General features: G+C 36.6%; 20 protein-coding genes. 7 read left to right on the top strand and 13 right to left on the bottom strand.

What is annotated here, in order from left to right; translation table 11 throughout:
- Window positions 1–18 precede the first annotated feature (18 nt).
- From K2N75_RS04510 to K2N75_RS04500, 3 genes are read right to left on the bottom strand one after another with little or no spacing between them, the layout of a single operon-like run.
- Window positions 19–1,221, bottom strand: coding sequence for a type II secretion system F family protein (locus K2N75_RS04510; RefSeq protein WP_297679752.1), 1,203 nt, complete (start codon window positions 1,219–1,221; stop codon window positions 19–21).
- Window positions 1,222–2,661: a GspE/PulE family protein gene (locus tag K2N75_RS04505; RefSeq protein ID WP_297679751.1), complete on the bottom strand. Its 1,440-nt coding sequence runs from the start codon at window positions 2,659–2,661 to the stop codon at window positions 1,222–1,224. It lies immediately after the preceding gene.
- On the bottom strand, window positions 2,658–3,350 hold the full coding sequence (locus K2N75_RS04500; RefSeq protein WP_297679750.1) for an SH3 domain-containing protein: 693 nt from the start codon (window positions 3,348–3,350) through the stop codon (window positions 2,658–2,660). The genes K2N75_RS04505 and K2N75_RS04500 overlap by 4 nt, the downstream gene beginning before the upstream one ends.
- Before the next feature lie 125 nt (window positions 3,351–3,475).
- Here K2N75_RS04500 and K2N75_RS04495 point away from each other — a divergent pair, with 125 nt between their 5' ends.
- From K2N75_RS04495 to K2N75_RS04475, 5 genes are all read left to right on the top strand, one after another.
- Complete coding sequence (locus K2N75_RS04495) at window positions 3,476–3,718, top strand: type II secretion system protein (RefSeq protein WP_297679749.1); 243 nt, start codon at window positions 3,476–3,478, stop codon at window positions 3,716–3,718.
- Between the two features lie 9 nt (window positions 3,719–3,727).
- A complete protein-coding gene (locus K2N75_RS04490; protein ID WP_297679748.1) occupies window positions 3,728–4,570 on the top strand; it encodes a prepilin-type N-terminal cleavage/methylation domain-containing protein in 843 nt (280 codons plus the stop codon).
- Window positions 4,570–4,980 (top strand): hypothetical protein, encoded by a 411-nt coding sequence (locus tag K2N75_RS04485; RefSeq protein ID WP_297679747.1) that lies wholly within the window; start codon window positions 4,570–4,572, stop codon window positions 4,978–4,980. The genes K2N75_RS04490 and K2N75_RS04485 overlap by 1 nt, the downstream gene beginning before the upstream one ends.
- A gap of 125 nt (window positions 4,981–5,105) precedes the next feature.
- On the top strand, window positions 5,106–6,071 hold the full coding sequence (locus K2N75_RS04480; protein ID WP_297679746.1) for a CNNM domain-containing protein: 966 nt from the start codon (window positions 5,106–5,108) through the stop codon (window positions 6,069–6,071).
- A gap of 8 nt (window positions 6,072–6,079) precedes the next feature.
- Entirely contained in the window at window positions 6,080–7,141 is a 1,062-nt protein-coding gene (locus K2N75_RS04475; RefSeq protein WP_297679745.1) for a CNNM domain-containing protein, read from the top strand.
- Between the two features lie 84 nt (window positions 7,142–7,225).
- On the opposite strand, the gene K2N75_RS04470 is transcribed toward K2N75_RS04475, so the two are convergent.
- The 3 genes from K2N75_RS04470 to K2N75_RS04465 all read right to left on the bottom strand — a co-directional run bounded on the left by K2N75_RS04470 (window position 7,226) and on the right by K2N75_RS04465 (window position 9,622).
- Window positions 7,226–8,974, bottom strand: coding sequence for a Na/Pi symporter (locus tag K2N75_RS04470; protein ID WP_297679744.1), 1,749 nt, complete (start codon window positions 8,972–8,974; stop codon window positions 7,226–7,228).
- A 395-nt stretch (window positions 8,975–9,369) separates the two neighbouring features.
- On the bottom strand, window positions 9,370–9,480 hold the full coding sequence (locus K2N75_RS09195; RefSeq protein ID WP_363318424.1) for a DUF805 domain-containing protein: 111 nt from the start codon (window positions 9,478–9,480) through the stop codon (window positions 9,370–9,372).
- Window positions 9,481–9,487: 7 nt separating this feature from the next.
- Window positions 9,488–9,622, bottom strand: a complete 135-nt coding sequence (locus tag K2N75_RS04465; RefSeq protein WP_297679743.1) for a hypothetical protein — start codon at window positions 9,620–9,622, stop codon at window positions 9,488–9,490.
- Window positions 9,623–9,792: 170 nt separating this feature from the next.
- Between K2N75_RS04465 and K2N75_RS04460 the strand changes: the two genes are divergently transcribed.
- The gene (locus tag K2N75_RS04460; protein ID WP_297679742.1) at window positions 9,793–10,467 is read left to right on the top strand and encodes a hypothetical protein; all 675 of its coding nucleotides are present in this window, start codon (window positions 9,793–9,795) and stop codon (window positions 10,465–10,467) included.
- A gap of 18 nt (window positions 10,468–10,485) precedes the next feature.
- On the opposite strand, the gene K2N75_RS04455 is transcribed toward K2N75_RS04460, so the two are convergent.
- From K2N75_RS04455 to K2N75_RS04430, 6 genes are all read right to left on the bottom strand, one after another.
- A complete protein-coding gene (locus tag K2N75_RS04455; protein ID WP_297679741.1) occupies window positions 10,486–10,974 on the bottom strand; it encodes a GDYXXLXY domain-containing protein in 489 nt (162 codons plus the stop codon).
- Window positions 10,967–12,109: a DUF2157 domain-containing protein gene (locus K2N75_RS04450; protein WP_297679740.1), complete on the bottom strand. Its 1,143-nt coding sequence runs from the start codon at window positions 12,107–12,109 to the stop codon at window positions 10,967–10,969. The genes K2N75_RS04455 and K2N75_RS04450 overlap by 8 nt, the downstream gene beginning before the upstream one ends.
- Window positions 12,110–12,222: 113 nt before the next feature.
- Window positions 12,223–13,248, bottom strand: coding sequence for a ketol-acid reductoisomerase (ilvC, locus tag K2N75_RS04445; RefSeq protein ID WP_290879095.1), 1,026 nt, complete (start codon window positions 13,246–13,248; stop codon window positions 12,223–12,225).
- Window positions 13,249–13,641: 393 nt separating this feature from the next.
- Window positions 13,642–14,730 (bottom strand): 23S rRNA (adenine(2503)-C(2))-methyltransferase RlmN, encoded by a 1,089-nt coding sequence (gene rlmN / locus K2N75_RS04440; protein ID WP_297679739.1) that lies wholly within the window; start codon window positions 14,728–14,730, stop codon window positions 13,642–13,644.
- Window positions 14,727–15,302, bottom strand: a complete 576-nt coding sequence (locus K2N75_RS04435; RefSeq protein WP_297679738.1) for a purine-nucleoside phosphorylase — start codon at window positions 15,300–15,302, stop codon at window positions 14,727–14,729. The genes rlmN and K2N75_RS04435 overlap by 4 nt, the downstream gene beginning before the upstream one ends.
- Window positions 15,303–15,306: 4 nt before the next feature.
- Window positions 15,307–15,558 carry an RNA-binding S4 domain-containing protein gene (locus K2N75_RS04430; RefSeq protein WP_297679737.1) on the bottom strand — a complete coding sequence of 84 codons (252 nt, stop codon included), beginning with the start codon at window positions 15,556–15,558 and terminating at the stop codon, window positions 15,307–15,309.
- 84 nt (window positions 15,559–15,642) lie between these two features.
- Between K2N75_RS04430 and K2N75_RS04425 the strand changes: the two genes are divergently transcribed.
- Complete coding sequence (locus K2N75_RS04425; RefSeq protein ID WP_297679736.1) at window positions 15,643–16,857, top strand: argininosuccinate synthase; 1,215 nt, start codon at window positions 15,643–15,645, stop codon at window positions 16,855–16,857.
- Window positions 16,858–16,976: 119 nt separating this feature from the next.
- Here K2N75_RS04425 and K2N75_RS04420 read toward each other — a convergent pair whose 3' ends face one another.
- A complete protein-coding gene (locus K2N75_RS04420; RefSeq protein ID WP_297679735.1) occupies window positions 16,977–20,093 on the bottom strand; it encodes a multidrug efflux RND transporter permease subunit in 3,117 nt (1,038 codons plus the stop codon).
- Window positions 20,094–20,112: the final 19 nt, after the last annotated feature.

The raw sequence follows: 20,112 nt of genomic DNA, 5'->3' as shown, positions 1-20,112 counted from the left end.
TGCTTTTGCGCATTGGATTTATAGTGTTTGGATTTGCATAGGTAATTCCCAAAGAGGTAGGAAAATCGCAAGAGCCAACCACAAAACTAAAGCGCCCAAAACAAGAACCATAAGGGGTTCAATTAAGGCAAGCAAGGTTTCACTATGTGTGGCGAGCTCTTCTTGGTGTAGTTCAAGGAGAACTTCTAGGGATTCTAAAAATCCCTCTTCGTTTTGCGCTCCACAGAGTAGTTGGATACTTAGAGTATCCAATATACCACTTGCTCTAAAGGCTTGTGCAATAGGGATTCCACGCACAATTGCTTCAAAAATCCTTTCGGTTTTTTGCTTGATTTCCGCGTTACTAAGTGCTTTAGATGAAATATCTAATGCAGTTTGTAAAGGCACTTTGCTCTTGTAAAGCCAAAAGAAACTAAGTAAAAATTGGGAGAGTTGATAATAATGCAACACCGCGCCTAAATAAGGAATCCTAAGCCATAGTCTATCCATAAAACATCTAAACTTTTGAGAAGTCTTGTAGAATCTGTAAATAAAAAATGCGATTCCACAGAGACCAAGAAAGCTAAAGTAGCCATAGTCTAGCACGAGCGTGCGCATAAAAAGCAGACTTCTACTCACAAGCGGCAAAGGCGCGTTGATATTTGCGAACAAAACTTCAAATTGGGGCAAAACAAATAAGGTAATGCCTAAAAATACAACAATCATTACAAGGCTGACCAAAAGCGGATAAAGCAAAATTTTGGTCAAAAGCTTGCGATTCTTGTGCGCATTTTTGAGCTCAATGAGGATAAATTCTATGGCTTGTTCTAGCATATCGGCTTTTTGTCCGATTTCTAGCATAGAACAAATAAAATCTGAAAATCCTGCTTCTTTGAAACTAAGAGAAAGGGATTTGCCAGAATTAAGCGCAAAGAGTGCTTTGGCAAATTGAGAACTAAGGAGAGGATTTTTGGTGTGGGTTTGGAGATTTTCTAAAAGCAAATTTAAAGGCAAATGCGCTTTAAGCCCGAGTTTAAGCTCATAAAAAGCACTTAAAATTTCTTTTGTTTTAGGGGTTTGAAGGGTGAATAATTTGTCTTTGAGGCTAGATTGTGGCGTGATTTTAAGAACAAAAAGATGTTGCGATTGGAGTTTATTTTCTAATTCGCTTTGCGTTTTGACATTGTAGGTTTGTGTTTGAATCTTGCCTTTTTGTTTGTATTGGACTTGGAATTTTGGCATTTATTTAACCACGCGATAAATTTCACGCATATCCGTGATTCCATTTGCAACCAATTGATGAGCCTTTTGCTCTAATGTGAAATTTGGTGTTTGCTCCTCTAGCCTTTTTAAAAATTCTAGTTTGCTTATCCGATGATGAATGAAATCTTCTAAATCCTTACTAGCAAGCACAATTTCAGCAATTGCGATTCTGCCTAAATATCCCGTGTGATTGCATAATTCGCAGCCTGATGTATCTTGTGGATTTGGTTTATCCAAAGTGCATCTGCAGAGTTTGCGCAAAAGTCGCTGTGCTAGGATTCCGCTAAGGGATTGCGCAATAAAATGTGGCTCTAATCCCATATCTCTTAGGCGCACAATCGTATCTAATGCGTCGTTTGTGTGCAATGTAGCAAAAACTAAATGTCCCGTAAAAGCAGCTTGAATTGCGATTTGCAGGCTTTCTTTGTCGCGCACTTCTCCTAGTATAATCACATCGGGGTCTTGGCGTAGGACATTGCGTAGGACATTTGCAAAGCTGACATTTTGGCTCATTGCCACTTGATTGATATGCGGCAAGCGATATTCCACAGGGTCTTCAAGCGTGATAATCTTGAGATTCCGCTCTTTTAAGATATTTAGGATTCCATACATTGTGGTGCTTTTGCCGCTACCCGTAGGTCCTGTAATCAGCACAAGCCCATAGGGCAAGTTAAAAAGCGATTGGATTTGTGTCAATTCTGTCTCTCCAAAGCCCAAAGATTCTAAAGGCAAAAGAGTTTTGTGCTTGTCTAAAATTCTAAGCACGATAGATTCTCCCTCAACTAAAGGCAGAGTAGAGACGCGAAAGTCAAAGAGACGAGGCAAGTCATCACAATGCAATAATTCTAGCTCAAAGCGTCCATCTTGTGGGAGTTTGGATTCTGTCAAATTCAAATGGGATAGCAGCTTAATACTTGCGCTTAAAGGAGCAAAAAGCCATAATTCAAATGTGAAACATTCCACCAATACGCCATCAATGCGGAATCGCACGCGCATAGAGTCAAAATCGCGTTCAAAATGCACATCACTTGCGTTTTTGGATACTGCAATTTGTAGCATTAGCTGCACAAGACTTTGAATGCTTGAATCTTTTTCTTTGGATTCTTGATAAATTTCTTGTCGGATTTTCTTGAGCAGTTTTTGGAGTTGCTCTTCTTGCTCTAGCCACGCAAGTGTTTTTTTAAAATCGTCCAAGCCAATTACGCCAAACTCTAAAATATAATTTTGAAAAAGACTTTGGAGAGTGTCTTTGTGGGGATTATTGGAGGGGTTTAGCAAAGCAATTTCTAGTGTATTTGGTGGAATCTCTTGTGCAATAATTGCGTTGAAATGTCGCATTTGTTCCGCACTAAGACGCAGTGCAGAATCCTTATGAATTTCTTGAATACTCCAATGCTTTTGCGAATTTTGAGCAATCAAATTTTTTGCCCTTGTTGCATTTGTTTTAAAAGATTTGTTAAATCTTTGTTATTGTTTTGTCGCAAGAAGTTTTGTAAAATCAAAATGGCTTCCTCTGGATTCCCCTCCAAATAAGTGCTTTTAGCAAAGATTTCCCAACTTTCTGAATCTTTTGGATTTGCAAGATTTGCGCGTAGGGCTAGATTCTTGGCGCGTGTGTAGTTTTGGTTATCCATTGCGGCTCTTGCTTGCATAATTGGGCTTTGCATAGATTTTTGATTTTGTGCAATGGAAGTAGAATTTTTTGTTGTGCTAGTAAGCTTGAATTTTGGTTTATTGGAGACTTGATAATTAAGAATCGTATTAGAATGGTTTTGTAAAGCAAGCGCGGAATCTCGTGTATAATTTGGTTTTTTAGGCTCTAAATTCAAATATTTTGTGGCAATCCAACCCTCTTGAGTGTGCAAAAATCCATTATGTGTTTCAAAATATTCACATATTTTAGAATTTTGTGGTAATTGATGAATAATTTTTGCTTCTAAACTCGGAGCATTGCGGACATTTAATGTGCTAGATTGCACAAAAAAGCATAGTTTATTGTGTTTGCTTGGAGCGATTCTTGAATCTTGTGTGGTTTTAAAATCCCCAAAGCTTCCCGCTAAGATAAGCATAATTCCGCTCAATGCACACAATAAAGCAGTTTTTATCATCTTTGCTCCTTATATTTTAGAATTTATTTTGGATAAATGCTTGACTTTTGCTTGAATATGCAGTAATTTTTAGATAATTAAACTTAAAAATGTTTAAAAAATAGGGATTTATTGGAATGTTTGCAATGAAATCACATACAAAAGCTTTTGCCTTGTTAGAGTTTTTAATTTTTATTTTGGTGCTAAGCATATTGATGTCTGCAATGTTGGGGAGTTTGGCTGTTATTGGGTTAGAAAATTTTAGAATCACGCAAGATGTGGATATTTATAATGTTCCAATTTGTAACAAGATAGCAGAGCATTGTGTTTTTCGTTCTCCTCTTTTGGATTCCACTCTTGTTTATGAGATGAACGCTACGATTCCTTAAAGGAGAACAATGCGACGCGGATGGACTTTAATTGAAATGCTTTTTACTTTGATTTTGTTAGGAATCTTAGGCGTTTTAGGCGGTTCAACGCTGCTTAGAATGTATCAAAATTATCATCACCAAAACAATGGCTTTATTCAAGAAATCCAAGCGCAAAATGCTTTATTGCAAATTAAACACTTGCTTGAAAATTCTTATTTAGAAAGCCTTATGCTAAGCAGCGGTGAGGAGATTGGCTCAAATCCTTTAAGTCTTAAGGGTAAGAGTTTAATCTTTTATGAAAAAATACAAGAATATGTAGTCATTGGAGATTATTCTCTGCCTTGTCTGCACGGCTTTTTTACACCAGAGAGTGCCAAAATAAATGATGTTTTAACGCTAGAATTTTTAAGTATAGATTCGGGTTCTAATGGAATCTTAAACAAAAAATGCTCTGTTTATCAAAAAGTGAATTTACCGCAAAAGGCACTTTTTGTTACTTCAGATTTCATTGCGCCAAAAGATTTTTATAATTCTAAATTTCAAGGAAAGATTTTAGGGCTTAATGCCAATCAAATCACATTAGAGATTCCACCTTTATTTAAGAGCTTTATACAAGCAAAAGCCACAATACCAATAATGCCTAAAATGTATTTTCTACATTCTGTTTCTTCCTTGTCCTTTGGGGATTCTATTGTTTTGGAATCCAAAAGCCAATTACAAGGTGTTGCGCGCAATATGCAAGAGATTATCCAAGAGATTGCGGATTTTAAGATTGCTAAAACTGCCTTGGGTATTGCACTTGAAATTTGCGTCAATGACGCAAGAGGGAATCCACATTGTGCGAATACTCTTGTCGTTGAGGTTGAATAATGCGTTGCCATAAGCATTCGAGAGGAGTAGTTTTATTGCCTTTGACTTTGCTCGTTTTTCTAGGGGCATTGGTTTTGATTTTAGGACTTAAAAGCGAATCGTTTAAGCAGGATTTAAAATCAATGAATCAGCAGATTTTATGGCTAGACTTATATCTATTAAGTTTTAAAGAGCAGTTAAAAGTAGAACTTCAATCCATAAACCCACCCATTCAAGATTTTATGGTTTTTTCTAGGGTGATTGCGGAGGATTTTCATTACAAGGCAGTAGTCAAAAGATTAGAGGGGGACAAAAAGAATCTGGAAGCATTTTATTTTGTGGATATTTTTGGAGTTTATCGGGATAGCAGCAAAGAGTTTTTGCAAGAATTTTCTGTAAGGCGAACTTGGGTTTTGAGGTTGCAAATTTGAATCGTTTGGCTTGTGATAACAAAAATTATCGTATGACAAATTCGCTTCATTTTGTTTCGCTTTTATGGTAATATTTATGTTGTAAAATTATTTTAATTAAAGGTTTTGAGAATTATGGAGATTCAATGTTTTCTCTAATTGGTTATTTTTTATTGGCAATCGTGATTTCTTTTGTTTGTTCTGTGTTAGAAGCGGCTTTACTCTCTGTTACGCCGCCTTTTATGGAAAGCTATGCAAAAACACACACTAGAAGTGGCAAGATTTTAAAATATCTTAAAGCAAATATTGACAATGCTGTGGGGGCAATTTTGGTTGTCAATACTTTCGCCAACACCGTGGGAGCAGCAGGAGTTGGTGCGCAGGCTGTGGAGATTTTTGGGCAAGATTGGCAGGGGTTTGTTGCTTTGTTTATGACATTGTGTATTTTATATCTTTCTGAAATTCTGCCCAAAACAATTGGTGCGACTTATTGGAAAATGATTGTTTCTCCGATGTCTTATTGTATTTTCGTGCTTTATTGCATTACTTTTCCTTTTGTTTATATTTCACGCATTATTACGCATTTATTTAAAAGAAAAGACGCAAATCAAATGAGCCGTGATGAGATTTTGGCGATTATGGATTTAGGGGAAAAAAGCGGCTCTATCAATGAATTAGAGGGAGATATTTTAGAGCATTTGATTTTGCAAAAAACCCTGAAAGTCAAAAACATTATGATGCCAAAAGAAAAAATCTTTGCCTTGCAAGAGGGGATGAGCATAGATGAATCTTTGAATATTCCTAATGTTCATCAATATTCTAGGATTCCTTTGTATGCCGATACAATAGACCAAATCCACTCCATTGTTTTTAAAAAGAGTATTTTACACGCTAGCCTTGAGAAAAGGGGTCAAGAGGCGCTCAAAAGCATTGCAAAGAATATTACAAAAGTAGAATCTGAAATGGGGCTGTTAGATTTGCTAGAAAAATTTATTTTGCAGAAAGAGCATTTGTTTTTGGTTGTGGATAGTGAGCAAAATGTCGTTGGCGTTGTCGCATTAGAAGATGTGATTAATGCCGCACTTGGTGTTGGTAATTTGCAACATCGTTAGGAGATTGTATGATTCTTTTAATTGTCTATTGTTTAATTGCGATTGTTTTTACTTTTTTGTGCTCTATTATGGAATCTGTTTTTTTATCTATCACCCCCTCTTTTGTCGCAAGTTTTGAAAAACAAAACCCAAAAGTAGGTGGTTATCTGAAACATCTTAAAGAAAATGTAGATGATGCAGAGGGAGCGATTTTAGTATTAAATACCTTTGCAACAACTGCGGCAGCGACAGGTGTCGGAATCCAAGTCGCAAGCCTTTATGGATTGAACTATCAGGCATTGGGAGCGAGCATTTTAACTATCGTACTGATTTATTTCTCTGAAATTCTGCCCAAAACAATTGGTGCGACTTATTGGAAGATTTTAGCACCTTATGTAACCCTAAGTATTCATTATCTTTTGAAAATTGTCTTTCCTTTTGTGATTGTGGCAAAGCTGATTACGCGTTTTGTCAAAACAAGCTCAAGTTTATTTATTGGGCGCGATGAGATTCTAGCGGCAAGTCAAATCGGGCATCAAAGCGGCTCAATTTCTATGCGCGAGGAATTTATTATAGAGAATCTCTTAAAGCTGAAAAATTATCAAGCTATTGACATTTTAACGCCTCGCAGTGTAGTGGTTTCGTTGTGTTATAGCGACACAATACAAAAGGCATTAAATACGCAAGATATTTATAACTATTCGCGGATTCCTGTCTATGGAGAAAATGTGGATTCTGTAATTGGTATTGTGCATACACAGGATATTTTAGAGGTGGGATTAAATAAAGCACAAGAAAATGTCAATCAACAAACAATTGGTGATTTAATGCGTCCAGTATATGTTGTGTCCTTTAATGTTTCCGTGTTAAAATTGTTGAATCTTTTTATCGCCCAAAAAGAACAGCTCTTTGTCGTGCAAGATAGATATGGGCAATTTTATGGAGTCGTAACGCGCGAAGATGCGATTGAAACCTTGCTTGGTAAAGAAATTTTAGATGAATTTGACAAGGTGGCAGATATGCAGAAGGTAGCGCAAGAAAATATCAAAAAATATCGCTTGAAATATTCTGATAAAATTAAAAATATTTAAAGTCTTGTAGTAGCTTTTACAAGTATAAGGCAATGTTTGCTTGAGCTTGCCGCAAAGGTGGAATCGCGAGAGATTCCAACAAGATTAATTTATAGGTGCGTATTGTTCAGTGTAAAGATGCTGTGTCATCACTAGTAAGTCTTTGCTGATTTTGTTTGCGGTGTCAATGTCGTTTAAAATAGAGGAAACATTTGTCGCATGGATTTTATTATCAAGAATCAGTTTTTCTACCTTATTGATTGCATTGTCATCGGTTTGGTCTAATTGCTGAGAAACCTTGCGAATGCTCGCAAGGATTAATTGAATATTTTCATCAGAGCTTTTTTCAAGATTCTCAATACTGCGTAAAAGTTCGGCTAAATCAATGCGTATTTCATTATAAAGCTCCATTAGCGCACCATTAGAAGTTTGTGTCGCACTTTTTAGGTTGCGATAAAGCATTTTGAGTTGATGGACGGATTCTACCGCGCGACGCGCAGCATTTTTGATATGGACAATCTCATTCATCTGTTCTTTGTCGTGGATATGAGTTTGTGCAATCGTCGCAAAGTCAAACATTTTATCAAACAAATATTTGATATTTTTTTGATAAAAATTATCAAAATCTACATCACGCCGATAAAGCTTTTTCTTTGCAATAATTTCGCGGAAAGGCGTATTGGAATGAATTTCTTTGCGTGTAAATCCAAGCGCATAGGTAAGAACTAAGAAGCAGTTATCATAGAGATGTTCCATTTCGTTGCGCAAGGCTTCAATCGCGGTGTCCGGGTATTCTACAATAGAATCGTTTAGGTAAATTGGCTCGTATTCTTTCGCTTTTTTATCTACGATGACTTTTTCAAGGAATTGCACCATTTTGCCGATAAAAGGCATCATCAGCGCAATGCCGACGAGATTAAACAATGTGTGGAATGCGGTGAGTTGCAAGATGTAATCATTGCTTGCGATTCCAACTTCATTACAAAAGAACCGCACCACAAAAATCATTTGATGCAAGAAAATTACCGCCACAAGTGCAGTTACGCTATTAAAAAGCAAATGGGCTGCCGCAAGTCGCTTGCCTGCAATTGTTGTGCCAATAGAGCCGATGATTGCCATTACCGTGCTACCTATATTTGAACCAATCGCAAAACCAAGTGCATTTTCATAGCTCATTTGTCCAGCTGCTAGAATCGTAATGGCTACGAGCAAACTTGCATTGGAGCTTTGCATTACCACGGTGAGAATAATGCCCACAAGCACGAAAAGTGCTACTCCCATAATGCCCGGCATTTGCCCATATTGCGCAATATCTATAATGTCTTTTAAGTCATTAAAGCCGCTTTTGACAAGCGAAATACCCAAAAAGAAAAAACCGATTCCACACAGGATAGAGCCAAATGCCCTTGCGGTTTTGGAGCTTTGGAAGTTTAGAATCACGCCAAAAACAAGCAAAGGCATAGTAATAGAGGAGATGTCAAATTTCACCCCAGCAATCGCAATCACCCAAGCGACAATCGTCGTGCCAAGATTTGCACCAAAGATAATCCCAATTCCCTGCCCTAATGTAATAAATCCTGCAGAGAGAAAGGAAATAGCAAGCACGGAAACAAGCCCGCTGCTTTGCATAATCATTGTGGAGATTGCACCAAAAATCAGGCTTTTTGAGGCAGTATTTGCCCATTTTTTTAGCACTCTTTCAATAAAAGTGCTAAAGTTACTAAATCCATTTTTGAGACACATTACTCCAAATAAGAAAATTGCGATTCCAGAACTTGCGCCCAAAAAAGAACTAGACTCATAGAATAAATACCCTAAAATACCAAAAACAAGAAGCAATATAATGTTTCGCATAATTTTTCCTTGAAATTGTTTGCGTTTGAAAAAGCAAAAAGTTATTTTACGACGATTATTATTAAATTAATATAAGCTTAAATCTAAATAATAAAAAGAAATATAAAATTATTGTGTTGTTTTTTCTTGTGATTGTATTTCCTGTCGCGCCATTGCAAGAAAGCGCAAGCGGGCAAAACAATCTATAATTTGTGGAATCTCACCAGTGCAGATTCTATTGTAGAATCTACTTTTGGTTTATGGATTGCTGCAACTGATAAATCAAATCTTGCAATAGTGCATTAGTTGGCTTATTGTGGGACTTCTCCGAAGTGATTTCTCCCAGCCGTTCCTTTAGAAACAAACCAAACAAGCAAAATAATTCCACCTATTAAAGGAACAAAACTAATCAAATATCACCAACCAGAGCGGTCTAAATCGTGAAGTCTGCGGATTGCCACCGTGGTAACTGGAATCACAAACAATAAGAACATAAGAATAGGTATAATTCCTTGTCCTTGAAGCATAAGGGCATCAAGGATTGAGGGTGGCTAAACTCAAGCAAATATAATACAAAACAAACCACCAATATTCGCTCCGACTTGCTCTGCCTTGTATGTTAAGGAATCCTTTGGTGAAGCAAAATTTAACCGACTGATTAAAAGTCATCTTAATTCCTTTAGAAAAAATTAAGCTAAGATTATAGCTTAAAACAAAGCAGATTTCTATCTTTTGTTTTAAATCATTTCAAAATATAGTAAATTCCTAAAATTTACAAAAATCAACCAATAAGGAGTAATAATGTCGTATGAATTACCAAAAAAGCAAAGATTCAACTATTGGATTCTTATTATAAATCCGATAGTTTTCCAAATGGGAGGCTATTTAAGTCCTTTTTTGTGGAGTTTTGCGAACAGGCATTTGCGGTAAATCTCAAAGCACAAAAGGGCTTGGGGATTTTTCCGATGATGTTTGAGGAGAAAAATGCTTATGCGCTGCATTCTTTGACTCCTTATGTGTTTAGTGAGAATCCTATAAAGTATAAAACAAAAAACAAAGGAGAGTTAGGAGATAAAAAATGGGCTTGTAGATTTTTGGTGTGCAGAAAAAATTTCAAATTTGAAGCCTATATGGAATCCAAAAAACTATGGTTAAATATCGGTAAAAATGTTTGGGAGTTTAGTGGAGCGTGTAATTCTCTCATAGAGGAAGCTTTTAGTCAAATCAAAAGACTTAAAAGCGCAGGAGTGGATAAAGAGGACACCAAAAGCACAAAGGGCGCAGTGTTTAAAGTCGCTCTTTTTCAGATTCCAATCGTTTATCGCCCTAACTTTAAACCAGAGGAAGCGGATTTGGAATCTGCACCGAAGCATTTAGAAAAACTCTTAGCAGATAAGCTTAAAAACAATATGGGCTTACTCCTTAGCGTGCTAGATATGCGCCCTTTTGGTAATTGGGAGGGAGAAGCGGAGTGCAATCCCTTTAATGTCCTTGCTGCTGTGGTGATACAATAATTTCTTATCATTTGTTAATTATTGATGAGATTCCACCTTTAAATCCACAATCCTTGCCTTGCCTCTAAAGATTTTCAAGGTTACAATTGCTTGATTGTTAGGCTTGGCAAGGAGGCTTTGCATTTCTTGCGCCTTGTCTTTTGTGGTGAAATATTTTTCTATGCCTCCTAAAGAAAGACTCGAAAATTCGCTTTTCGGAGCTTTTGTTTTGATATAAAGTTGATTTTTGGGTGGTTTAGTTAGAATCTCTTTAAAGATAAAATTTCTTTTATCTGCTTTTTCAAGACATACGAAAACCTCTGCATTGAATGGAATCTCTGCATACATAGATACCCCATAATCTAGCCACACAAAATTCCCTGCAAGTAAATCTCTAGGGTCGTATCCTTTGGCAATGACTTTCACTTCTGTGCCGAAATAGATTGGCAAATAAGCATTGATAAACATTGTGCCAATCAAAGCAAATTGTAATCCACACGCAATTAAAAGCCATTTTACTTTAAGCATTTTTGCTCCTTGCAAACAAAAGCAATCCTAGTCCAAAGCACAAAAATATAAGACTTGCGCCGATATAATCCCCCAACAAATCCAAATAGCGCACCAACGCCAACAAGCACAAAACAAACAATCCTGAGATTGTATGGTTTTCTTTGATGAGGTGAATGCCTAAAAGAAGTGTTAAAAAGGAATACAACCCTTTGTGAATTATTGTATCTAGGGAGTATAAATGGGAATAAAAATCCATCAGAGCAAAACCGATGATGAGAATCCCTAAAGGATAGTGTTTAAAATATAGATTCACAACGCCTAATACGACAAGCAAAATAGGTAAAGAAAAGGAGAGAGACAAAAATGAATCCCCTAAAGGATAATAGCTTGAGACAACAAGGATTAAAGCCAAAGCAAAATAAGCATAAATTTTGTAGGGCTTGAAATGAAAGCCTAAAATGATGAGAGAAAGCCATGCAAAAGCGGATAGGTTTAAGCTCTCTTCCTGAATCTTGCACAGATACAAACCAAGAAATATAAAATTAGGCAAAGCAAGAATCTTTTTTGCATTTAAGGAGATGGGAAAAAGGATTCCACTCTGCACGATAATTCCAAGCGCAATAATACAAATAAATAAGCTCATAGAGTGATAGTATTCCACAAGATTTAAAAAATACCATACACTAGTGAATAAATAGCCCACAAGAAAAATGGCAGAGGACTTGAGGGCAAAAGCCAACACCAATACGACACAGCCCACACTTAAAAAGGCTAAAGCAGTATCCTCCCCTAGATGATAAATTTGTGAAAGTAGAGCAATATTTGCAAGTAAGGCAAACCCACTTAGGATTCCAAAACTCTGCTTAAATAAGGGGTTTTTGGAGTAAAATATTCCCAAATGCGTGGCAAAAAGTGTGGTGAGAAGTAAAAAGGTTTTTAAAAGATTCGGAATCTCTTGCCAATTATAAGCAACAAGCGTGAGGATAGAAAGCCCTATAAAGATAAAGGCAAAGACGACTAGAAAAGGAAAATCTGAACCTTTATCAAGAGAATAAAAATTTAGAATCTCTCTTTCTTGTGTTCTGTTAATCAAACCCTCGTTTGCGAGTCTAGCGATTTCGGATTTTAGAAAAGATTTTTTATTGAAAAACAATTTTAAATCCTTAGTGCAATGATAAATCTTATCAAGCGTTAAGAGCGAGATTGTAAAGATTCTGTGGCATAAATTTATGTTTGCAAAAAGTTGCAAACATAAAAAGTCATTGGTTAGTTTTTGCTTTTATCTACAAGTTTGCCCGCAGAAATCCAAGGCATCATTTCACGAAGTCTTGTACCGACTTTTTCAATTGGGTGATTTGCTAAATTTTTGCGTTCCGCATTCATTCTTGCATAACCTGCTTTGCGTTCTAGGATAAAGTCTTTTGCAAATTTACCTCCCTGAATGTCTTTCAAAATCGCACGCATTGCCTTTTTGGATTCTTCGTTGATGACGCGTGGTCCGCTTATCATATCGCCATATTCCGCTGTGTTGGAGATAGAATAGCGCATATCTGCCAAACCACCTTGGTAGATTAAATCCACGATAAGTTTTAACTCGTGCAAGCATTCAAAATATGCCATTTCTTCAGGATAACCAGCTTCAACAAGTGTTTCAAATCCAGCTTTTACCAAGCTAGAGACGCCACCACAAAGCACAGCTTGTTCGCCAAATAGGTCGGTTTCCGTTTCGTCTTTGAAAGTTGTTTCAATGATTCCACTGCGTCCGCCACCGATTGCGCTTGCATAGCTTAATGCAATGGCTTTTGCGTCGCCTTTGCTTGTATCTTGTTCTACTGCAATCAAATCAGGGATTCCACCACCTTTGACAAACTCACTGCGCACGGTATGTCCGGGAGCTTTGGGTGCAACCATAATCACGCCTACACCTTTTGGTGCTTTGATTTGTCCGAAATGCACATTAAATCCGTGCCCAAATGCAATAATTTGGTCCTCATTTAAATTTGGTTCAATATCGCGCGTGAATACATCGGCTTGCAATTCATCAGGGATTAGAATCATTACTAAGTCTGCCCATTTTGTTGCTTCGCTTACTTCTAATACTTTAAAGTTTTTGGCTTCCGCTTTTGCCCAGCTTTTGCCACCTTTATAAAGTCCGATTGCTACTTCTACACCGGAATCGCGCAAGTTTTCTGCGTGTGCGTGTCCTTGAGAGCCAAAGCCAATAATTGCAACTTTTTTCTTTTTGATAAGTCCTAAATCGCAGTCTTTGTCGTAATAAACTTTTAATGCCATTGTTTCCTCTTTTTAAGTGAAATGTAAGATTCGTGATTATATTGCATTTTTCCTTAGCAGATACTTTGCCAAGTGGAACTCATTGGCTTGATATAATAGATATTTTAATAAATTTTTTTATTATAATTATTTTTATATTTAGAATCCGTGGTAGAGAAAATGTTATAATTGTAAAATTACTTATAAAGGATTTAGAAATGGTACTTTCTTTTTCTTTATTTTTAGTGTTGCTTTTGATTTTACTTTTGAAAGTATTTTATTGGTTTCGTTGAGGATTTAAATCAAAATTTTATCAACAATAAGATTATTTTTTGTAAGCATAATATAGAAATGCTCCCATTCCTACGATAAATACAATAACCAAAAATACAATCATTATAATGTCTAATAGGCTCATATTTTTCCTTTTTGATTGATTTCGCGTTCTCTTAGTTGTCCGCACGCAGCACTAATGTCTAAGCCTTTGGATTCTCTAATGCTACAAAATAAACCTTTTTTAAGTAAAAATTCTCGGAATGCTTCTACTTTTTCTTGTTGTGGTCTTTGGTAGGGACTGCCTTCGTGGGGATTGAAATAGATTAGATTAACTTTTGCCTTGATTTTGTTCAAAAGTGTAACAAGTTTTTTTGCACTTTCTAAATCATCGTTTATTCCGTCTATCATTAGATATTCAAACATTATGCGTTTGCGACTATTTATCGGAAAAGCTGCTATTTCATCAATAATTGCTTGGATATTATAGGCTTTGTTGATAGGCATTAGTTGTGTGCGCAGCTCATCACTTACTGCGTGTAGAGAGATTGCAAGCTGCACTCCTAGATTAAGCATACCTAGTTTTTTGATTTTGGGAGCGATTCCGCTTGTAGAAATTGTTTGCCTACGCACAGAAATATTTAAGCCGTCTAATTCACTTAAAATATGGATACATTGCGTAACATTTGTTAGATTATCTAGTGGTTCTCCCATACCCATATATACAATATTGATTGCTTTGTTATTTGGTAAATTTTGGTCTTTTTTGATTGCAACAACTTGATAAACAATTTCTCCAGCTGTCAAATTTCGCACAAAGCCTCCTTTCGCAGTTAGGCAAAAACTGCAACCAACTTTGCAACCAATTTGTGAAGAAAGACAAAGAGTGAATTTGTCTTCTTTCATTTTTAAAAATACCGCTTCATAAGTTAGATTGTCTTGTGTTGCAAATAGGTATTTTATACTTCCGTCTCGGCTTTGTTCTTTTTTGTTTATATTGATATTTTGACTAGTAAAATATTCATTTAAATAGGATTTTAAATCTTTTGGCAGATTATTCATTGCGTCAAAGTTGGTTTCATAATGCACATAAAGCCAATGATAAATCTGCTTTGCACGAAATTTTTGGAATCCCGCTTGTTCTAAATTGACACCTAATTCTTCCAAAGTCAAATCAAAGATATTCTGCTTGCTTGTCTGTGTCAATATTTTCATTTTATCTTTGCTCATTGATTAAGATTCTTTGATTTGGAATAGATGTAGGATTCTAGCTTTTCCATTGCTGCTTTGTGATTGGCAAAAAATTCTTTTTGTGCTTCCAAATGCGTATGATTTGTAACGCAAAAGATTCCAAGCACGGGAAGTTCAAATGCCTTTGCAACTTGTAAAATACTAAAAAATTCCATATTCTCATAAAAAATTCCAAGCTTCACAAAGTGTTTAGCAAGTGCGGAATCCGTCGTAATATAATTACTGGAATTAACGATTTTTAAATTTTGTGACAAAATATTATTAGAATCTTTTGGTGTTGTTTCACATGAAACATTTGTCAAAAAATTATTTAAAGGCGTGTAACATTGTTTTTGTAAAAAAGATAATTCTATATTTGCAGCACTTTGTGTTTCAAACACTTCAAGTAAAGGAATGGAATCCATATAAGCACCACAAGTGCCAATAAAAATAATTTCCTCCGGTCTATCATATAAAATAGAGCGCGTCAAATTGATTGCGGATTCTATTAACCCTACACCAATGCTTTTAGCAAAAGAAAAAGCCTCCATTTTACCCGCACAATAAATCATTATCTTATCTCTGCATTTCTTTGTAGTATAAATGCGATTCGTTTTTTTTAATCGTTTTTTGTTCCGGGATTTGAAGAACTTGATAGAATCGCGGCTTTTCCAAATAGTCTATTTCAATAACATCGCCTATTTTTATATTACGACTTGCTTTTATGATAGCTCCATCAATTTTGACAACACCACTTGTGAGCATATCTTGTGCAGTGGAGCGTTTTTTTGTGATATTCACTGCATTCAGAAACTTATCTATACGCATATTTTATCCTTAAAATTTACAAAATTGTAGCCAAAAGAATATTAAATTGTTGCTATAATATCACAAAATTTTTAAGGAGTAAGAATGAGTAAGAAAAATATCAAAAAAGTCGTGCTTGCTTATAGTGGCGGTTTGGATACAAGTGTGATTCTAAAATGGCTCGGAGATAATTATCATTGTGAGGTTGTAACTTTTACGGCGGATATTGGACAAGGTGAGGAGGTAGAACCTGCACGAGCTAAGGCACAAAAACTAGGAATCAAGCCCGAAAATATTTTTATTAAAGATTTGCGCGAAGAGTTTATCCGAGATTTTGTTTTCCCAATGTTTCGCGCAAATTCTATTTATGAGGGTGAATATTTGCTAGGAACAAGCATTGCACGTCCTTTGATTGCAAAACATTTGGTAGAGATTGCAAAACAAGTTGGTGCAGACGCAATCTCACACGGAGCAACAGGCAAAGGTAATGACCAAGTGCGTTTTGAAATCGGTGCATATGCTCTAAATCCGGATATTAAAGTCATTGCTCCTTGGAGAGAATGGGATTTAAATAGTCGTGAAAAATTGTTAGAATACGCAGAATCCTCAGGGATTCAAATTGAAAAAAAGGCAAATAAATCCCCTTATTCTATGGACGCAAATTTGCTTCACATTAGTTATGAGGGACAGATTTTAGAAAATCCAAATGTTGCTCCCGAAGAAGATATGTGGCGTTGGAGCGTTTCTCCTAAAGACGCACCCAATGAATCAGAAGTGATTAGCATTGAGTTTAAAAATGGTGATGGAATCGCAATCAATGGAGAAAAGTTAAGCCCAGCAAATTTTTGGGCTAAATTGAATGAATTAGGTTGTCGTCATGGAATCGGGCGTTTGGATTTGGTAGAAAATCGTTATGTGGGAATGAAATCACGCGGTTGTTATGAAACTCCGGGAGGAACAATTTATCTCAAAGCTCATCGTGCAATAGAATCGCTTTGCCTTGATAGAGAAGAGACGCACTTAAAAGATGAAATAATGCCAAAATATGCTAGCTTAATTTATAATGGTTATTGGTTTAGTCCAGAGCGCGAGGCTTTGCAGGCTTTAATTGATAAAACACAGCAAAAAGTTGAGGGTATCGTGCGATTGGAGCTTTATAAAGGCAATGTGATTGTGCTAGGGAGAGAATCCAAAAATTCACTTTTTAATGCAGCATATAGCACTTTTGAAGAGGATTCTGTCTATAATCAAAGCGATGCAGAGGGATTCATCAAACTTAATGCCCTACGATTCATTATTTCAGGCAAAACTCGTAAGTAATCACAGCAAAACTCCTGTTTGTGCGGTTTGAGTAAAATCTCACCGCACGCAAAAATCATAAAAAAATCATATAGTTAAAATTAAAATAATAAATAATATTGATTAAAATATTAATTTTATTAATTACTTTTATATTTTTTCTGTATCCATTCGCTAAAAGTTGCAAGATACATATAGAATAATGGGATAAAAAACACCGCCAAAAAGGTTGCGGCAAGCATTCCACCAAGCACACCTGTAGCAATAGAATGTCGGCTTAATGCTCCCGCTCCACTGCTTACCGCCAAAGGTAAAACCCCCATACTAAAAGCAAGTGAGGTCATAACAATTGGACGGAATCGCAATCTTGCCGCGCCAATAGCAGCTTCTACAATGCTTTTACCCTCGTGTTCTCTAAGTTGCATAGCAAATTCCACAATTAAAATCGCATTTTTTGCCGCAAGCGCAATGAGAACGAGCAATCCAACTTGAAAGTAAATATCGTTTTCTAATCCTCGCAAAAAGGTTGCAAGAATCGCTCCAAAAAGCGCGAAAGGCACAGCACTAAGGACGCATAAGGGCATTAACCAACGTTCATATTGTGCAACAAGAATCAAAAACACAAAAACAAGCCCAAAAATAAAAGCGGTTGCGCCACTAGATTGACTTGCTTTTTCTTGATAGGTCGAACCAGCATAAGCAATATCGTAGCCTTGTGGTAGAATCTCTGCGGCAATTTCCTCTATCGCCGCTATTGTATCCCCGCTAGAGTAGCCCTCATTGGAATAACCGATTAATTGAGCCGCAGGAAAAAGATTAAAGCGATTGACGATTTCTGCACCTGTTGTGTATTGGAAGCTTAAAAGCGTGCTTAAAGGGATAAAATTGCCATCCCTAGATTTGACAAAAACACTGCTTAAATCTTCTGGAGATTGCCGATAATCTTGTTCAGATTGCGCAATAACGCGGAATGTGCGATTAAAAAGCTCAAAATTGTTAATATAGTAGCTTCCAAAAGTTACCTGCATTGTGCGGAAAATATCATAAATATTGACATTAAGCGCAGCTGCCTTTTCTCTATCCAAATATACTGAAACTTGAGGGGTATTAACGGCAATACTCGTAAAGGCATTGCGAATCTCTTTGCGCTTTAAAGCCTCTTGCACCATTAAATCGGTGTATTTTTTGAGGTCCTCTAGGCTTCCGCCCTCCTTGCTTTGCACATAAATATTTACACCGCTGGAATCAAGCCCAATAATGGTTGGTGCTTGCGTGGCAATAAAGCGCGCATTTGGATATTTTTGCATTTCTTTTTGAATGTTTGCAATAAAGGCTCTATCGCTTTTATTTTTGTCTTTGCGCTCATTCCAATCAATGAGTCTATAAAATCCTACGCCATCACTGCTTTTGAAGCCTCCTGCGAGGAAGCTATACCCAACAATAGTTGTCATTTCGGCTACAAGAGGATTTTTTTCCAAAGTAGCAATCAAGTCTTTTTGCACTTGTGTCGTGCGTGAGAGTGCCGCTCCATCGGGTAGAATCGTATGAATATTGACGATTCCCATATCCTCTGCTGGGACGAGTGAATGCGGTGTTCTTTGGAAGAGGTCATAAGTTACAAAGAGCATTACAACTAATAGACAAAGGAAAAGTAGCCCTCTTTTAAGAACTTTTGCCACTTGTTGAGAAAATTTAAATGTAAGCTTCTCAAAAAGTTCGTCAAATTTGGTAATAAAATAAAAAGGTTTTGTTTTTGTTGGCTTAAGATACATTGCGCAGAGACTTGGTGTGAGGGTTAGGGCAACACAACCTGAAATTACGACAGAAATTACAATGGTGATTGCAAATTGTCGGTAGATTTCCCCGCTAAATCCTCCCATAAAAGCAACAGGGATAAAGACTGCGCTTAAAACCAAGACAATTGCAATGACGGGAGTAGTAATTTCTTGCATAGATTGAATCGTGGCTTCCTTGGCATTTAAATGCTCTTGGTGCATAATGCGTTCTACATTTTCTATAACAATAATTGCATCATCTACCACGATTCCAATCGCAAGAATTAACCCAAAAAGCGTAAGGAGATTAATCGTAAAGCCAAAAAGATATAATCCGATAAAAGTGCCAATCAGCGATACTGGAATCGCAATGCAAGGAATAATTGTTGCGCGCCAATTTCCCAAAAAAAGATAAATAATAAAGACAACAAGAACAATGGCTTCAAAAAAGGTTTTTACAACTTCTTTCATAGATTGCACGATAAATTCTGTGGGGCGAAAGGGATTAGAATACTTAATTCCTTCGGGAAATTTTTGCGATAATCGTTCCATTGTTTTTTGAACATTGTTTGCCACATCAAGAATATTCGCACCCGGTTGTAATGTAATACGAATCGGAACGGAGGGAGTAGAATTGTAAAAATAGGAAGTTAAGTATTCTTGTGCTCCAAGCTCCACCCTTGCGACATCTTTTAGTCGTAGCACAGAACCATCAGAATTTGCTTTAAGAATAATATTTTCAAATTCTTCTGTGTTAGAAAATAATCCTTTTGTTACGATAGTGTAAGCAAATTCACTCTTTTTGATAGGCTCTACCCCTAGCTTGCCCGGAGCAAATTGAGAGTTTTGCTCTTGAATTTTATCAATCACTTCCAAAGGCGCAAGATTAAAAAAATTTAATTTATCAGGCAGTAGCCATATACGCATTGCATAATCCGAGCGTCCCCATAAATCCACATCCCCGATTCCATTAATGCGTTTGAGTTCATCTACAACATTTAAGAGTGCGTAATTTGCTATATCAAGCTGTGAATGGTTGGGATTATCCGAATAAATATGATACATTCCAATCACAGCAGTGGAACGTTTGCGCACGGTTACGCCAAGTCTCTGCACCTCACTAGGGAGCTGGCTAAGAACCGCTTGCACACGATTATTGACATTTACGACTGCCATATCGGGGTTAGCACTATTATTAAAAAAAACGCTAAGGTTCATTGTGCCGCTTGAGGTAGCGGAAGTTTGAATATAAATCATATCCTCCACGCCATTAATACTATTTTCTAAAATACTTGCTACATTAGTAGAAATCGTTTCTGCGCTCGCTCCAGGATAGTTTGCACTCACAACAACTTGTGTTGGGACAAGCTTGGGGTATTGTTCTATGGGGAGATTAAAAAGACATAAAAGCCCAGCAATGACGATGATAATAGAAATTACTGCGGAGAATGCGGGGCGGTTGATAAAAAACTTTGAAAACATCAATTTTCCTTAGGATTCC

It is taken from the genome of Helicobacter sp., from assembly GCF_029067145.1.
GTDB lineage: Bacteria > Campylobacterota > Campylobacteria > Campylobacterales > Helicobacteraceae > Helicobacter_D.
This window is presented reverse-complemented; position numbering and strand designations above follow the sequence as displayed.